Here is a 4,601-nt window from a genome sequence, read left to right on the forward strand (position 1 = left end):
GTATCGGGTTCCCACATTCATCCGCACATGTGCGGATGAATGTGGGAGGTGTTCGGATAAAGTTGATAATCAAGGCTTACAATTTCTGTAACGGATAATTAAGGAGGAGCTATGTGTACTGAGGAAGAAAAGCCCGTCACATCTGGCTAGACCCAGACCGAGTCCGGCACGGTTTATCCCGACGCCAAGGACGCGACCCATGGCAAGGCCGGCGAGACCGAACTCCAGACAGATGGGACGGTCGACGAGGACACTTCTGCCGAGAGCCCAATCGAAGTTGACGCCGTACCCGAAATCGCCAAAGAACAGGATGAGACAAGCGTTAGCGCTTCCGCTCCTGTTGCCGATTCGAGAGAGCGCAGCGCAGACGTGACGGAGGCGGCAGAGAAGCAGTCCGGAACCGACTCGGGCGCAGCCGAACCTGACACCGACTCATCTAATGTTGCCGGGGTAATTCAGGGCGAAGGTGCGCCGTCCGAAGGCGCCGTCAAAAACGGAGATGTCGAAGATGACGATAAGGCGGGCCAATCCCCATCTTCCTCGCTACGCGAATGGATGGTGCAGCACAAGAAGCCGCTCCGCATCATGGCGGGCGTTGCCGTCCTGGCAGCAATTGTGGCAGCCGTCATCGTCGGATACGTCATCCCCAATTCCAAGTACACGCAGGCCCAGCAGCTCTTCGAATCAGGGCAATATGATGCAGCCGAGGAGCTCTTTAGCGAGATTGGCCATTTCAAGGATGCCCCCGACAGGCTTGAGGACACCCATAGACACCAGACTTACGAAGAGGCGAAGCAGCTCCAGGCCGACGGCAACAATTATGAGGCGGGAAAAGCATTTGCCCAGGTAAAGGAGCTTGACGACGCAGCTGACCTTGCCTGCGCTTGCGCCGACGCGCTCGTTGATGCCGGCAAGACCCAGCAGGCGATCGAAATCTACGAAGCGCTCGGCGAGGGATACGAGGACAAAATCTCCCACGCCAAGGTCGTCCAAACGATGATTGAAGCCGAGGCGCTCATCGACGAGGGTAGCCTCCAGGGAGCATCCGAGAAGTATGCGAACGTTCCGGACGATGTGTCGTACAACGGGAAGAGCGCCGCGACGCGCAAGCAACAGCTTGCGAATGCGCTCGCAAACCTTAGCGCCTCGGGGACGTTTAATGCCAGCAAAGCGCACGTCCAGGTAACCCAAATTGGCAGCTACGGCTATTCCTATTGGTGGGAAAGCGACGAACCATGGACTGCCTCTTTTAAGGTTACGCCCTCGATGGATGCCGACGGAAACGTCGAACTCCACTGCAGCTACAGCATCTGGCGTTATCAAAACTACTCGAGCATCAACTCCGCGCTTAGGACGACAGAGGAGACCGGCAGCTTCACTTGCGGCACCAACCCAGGAAGCATCAAGGTAAACGACAACACGACTGTCTCTTTTAGCGACGGTGCATGGCACGTATCCTATGACATGACCGACACCTCGCACGACGTTTACTTCGACTACCACTACACGGCGGAGTTCACCTTTACAAAGTAGCCCGGCACTCACAGCCCACGCGCACGCCAGCGCGACGAGAAGACGCCACCGCTCAACTGCGACACGCGACAGCGCGCCACATGCCAGCACACAAAGGCGGGGCCTCGCACGCGCGAGACCCCGCCGTTTTCATGGCTATTGCGTCCGCGGTCTGCAAGGCGGACACGCCGGCGGCAGCTCAGCCGCGCCCGCAATCCGCGCACCAGGCCCGATGCCAGCCACACTACCTCGCCGCACCCACGGCCGCAGACGCGCCCAAGCTGAAACTACATCAGCTCACAGACCCTCTGGGCGAACTCCACCGGATCATCAGGCAGAATGCCCTCAACAAGCAGCGCCTGGTCATATAGCAGGCCCGCGTACTTGGCGAGCTTGTCGGTATCACCAGCCTCCTGGGCGACCTTGAGCTTGTCGAAGACCGGGTGCTTGGCGTTGAGCTCGAGCACGCGCTGGGCCTTCGGAGCGTCCGCCGCGTCCGGGCCGGCCGCAAGGACCTTCTCCATCTCGAGCGTAAGCGGGCCCTCAGAGGTAATCGCCGCGGGGGCATCAGTCAGACGCGCGGACACCGTCACCTTCGTGACCTTCTCGCCCAGAGCATCCTTCATCGCCTTGAAGAGGTCCTCGTTATCCTTCGTGGCCTCCTCGGCCGCCTTCTTCTCGTCCTCCGTGGCAAAGTCGACGTCACCAGCGGCAACGTTCTTGAGCTCGAGTGAACGGTCCTCGACCTCGGGCTCCGCGCCATCGGCGACGGCCTTCTCTGCGGCCTCGCGCACGGCGTCATCCTCGTACGTCTTGGGCAGGCCCTTGGCCTCATAGGCGCGCATGGACTGGAACGTGAACTCATCCACGTCAGCAGTGCATAGCAGGACGTCAAAGCCGTGTTCGAGAGCGGCCTTTACGACAGGCATCTTCGCCAGGCGCTCGCGAGAGTCGCCAGCAGCATAGTAGACAGCCTTCTGGCCAGCAGGCATGGCCTTCGCATACTCGGCGAGAGTAACCATCTTCTGCTCGCGAGCGCTCCAGAAGAGCAGGAGGTCTGCGAGCTCAGAGGCCTTCATGCCATAGCTCGAATAGATGCCGTACTTGAGGCCGCGGCCGAAGTTCTCGAAGAACTTCTCGTAAGCCTCGCGATCCTGGTCGCGCATGGTCTCGAGCTCGCTCGTGACCTTCTTCTCGATACGCTTGGCGATAGCCTTGAGCTGGCGATTCTGCTGCAGCGTCTCACGCGAAATGTTCAGCGTAACATCCGGCGAATCCACGATGCCGCGCACGAAGTTGTAGTAGTCAGGCAGGAGGTCGGCGCACTTCTCCATGATCAGGACGTTGGAGCTATAGAGCGCGAGGCCCTTCTCGTAATCCTTGCTGTAGAGGTCGAACGGAGCCTTGCCCGGCACGAACAGCAGCGCGTCATACTCGAGCGCGCCTTCGGCGTGGAAGGTGATGGTGCGCGCCGGATCCTCCCAATCATGGAAGGTGGACTTGTAGAACTCGTCGTAGTCCTTCTGCTCGACGTCGCGCTTCTTCCAGATCGGCGTCATGGAGTTGATGGTCTCGAGCTCTGTGTAGTCCTCGTACTCAGGGGTGTAGTCCTCCGGAGCGTCCTCGGGCTTGGGCTTCTGACGGCTCTTGGTGACCATCATCTGGATGGGATGGCGCACGTAGTTGCTGTACTGGCGGATAAGCTCCTTGAGAGTCCACTCCTCGAGGAAACGACTGTAGCGCTCGCCCTCTGCGCCATCCGTACCTTCGACGTCATCCTTGAGGGTAAGGATGACGTCAGTACCACAGTGATCGCGCTCGGCATCTGAAATGGTGTAGCCCTCGAGGCCGTCGCTCACCCACTCATGCGCGACATCCTCGCCAGCAGCGCGGGTCACCACGCGAACCTCCTTGGCGACCATGAAGGCAGAATAGAAACCAACACCAAACTGGCCGATGATATCGACGTCGTCACCCTGGTGCTCAGCATTCTCCGCCTTGAACTCCTCAGAACCCGAGTGCGCAATCGTGCCGAGGTTCTTCTCGAGCTCCTCCTCCGTCATGCCAAGGCCGTTGTCCGAGATGGTGAGGGTATGCGCCTCCTTGTCGGGCGTCACTCGAATGGCAAGGCTGTCCTCGTCGAGGTTAATCGCGGAATCCGTGAGGCTGCGGAGATAAAGCTTGTCTTCGGCGTCAGACGCATTGGAAATGAGCTCTCGGAGGAAGATCTCCTTGTTGGTGTAGATCGAGTTGATCATGAGGTCGAGGAGCTTCTTGCTCTCTGTCTTGAACTTGCGCATGTGCAGGCCTCCCGAGACGAGCGACGCGGTGAGTTACGACCACATGGGCCGTGGCTCGCAAATCTACTAATGGTTGACTTAGGTTTTATATCCCAAATATGCGCAAGTAATCAGTGAAAGCGTGATTCAGTCGCTATTAGCACTCTGACGACCCGTCGAATCGCACTTCTCAAACCTTCGTGACAGTCAAATAGAGCGATTCGTTCGTCATTTCTTGCGGAATGATATTTAGCGGAGTCGAAATGACGTGGCAAAAACGTGTCGCACCAAGTAGCCGCCATCAAGCAAAAAGTAAAGGTGCAGGTAAACGACTTGCCGCATTTCGGTCTACTCAAGCGGTCGCGTTTTAGCCACGTCATTTCGTCTTTTTTAGTTTCATGGCGGACGAAACTGGCTCCAGAAGGCTCACCATATTGGCAAGTAGCCACCACCCGGGCCCGCAAACGCCCTATAATCACTCGACAAGCCAAAGACCCCCATCGAAAACAAGCGACCTTCGCGCGACATTGCCACATGCAGATCGCCAGATCGATTGGGGTTAACGTGGACAGGATTCTTTGCTCGAACACAGCGTTTCGATACCATCAGGTTCCGCCGCAGGTCCTCGCCTTATATCCGCCGATGCCAGGCACGTTTCGTGACCCAGCCCATCGCAACATATCCCGCAGTCCCATCGTCACGGATTTGCTCAAAGCGCCAATCCACAAGCTTTCTAGCTGTTATGTGCCATGACGTTGTTTACACCGAGTATGCGTGACATCGGAGGCAGGCCCCCGCACGCGCTGTGCG

General features: G+C 58.2%; 2 protein-coding genes. One reads left to right on the top strand and one right to left on the bottom strand.

Annotated elements, in window-relative coordinates:
• The first annotated feature begins 369 nt into the window (after positions 1-369).
• Complete coding sequence (locus ABCN07_RS07950) at positions 370-1,533, top strand: hypothetical protein (RefSeq protein ID WP_343006165.1); 1,164 nt, start codon at positions 370-372, stop codon at positions 1,531-1,533.
• 266 nt (positions 1,534-1,799) lie between these two features.
• On the opposite strand, the gene htpG is transcribed toward ABCN07_RS07950, so the two are convergent.
• On the bottom strand, positions 1,800-3,812 hold the full coding sequence (gene htpG, locus ABCN07_RS07955; RefSeq protein WP_343006166.1) for a molecular chaperone HtpG: 2,013 nt from the start codon (positions 3,810-3,812) through the stop codon (positions 1,800-1,802).
• Positions 3,813-4,601: the final 789 nt, after the last annotated feature.

It is taken from the genome of Collinsella sp. 1033st1_E11_1033SCRN_220408 (genome assembly GCF_039062465.1).
Lineage (GTDB): Bacteria > Actinomycetota > Coriobacteriia > Coriobacteriales > Atopobiaceae > Parolsenella.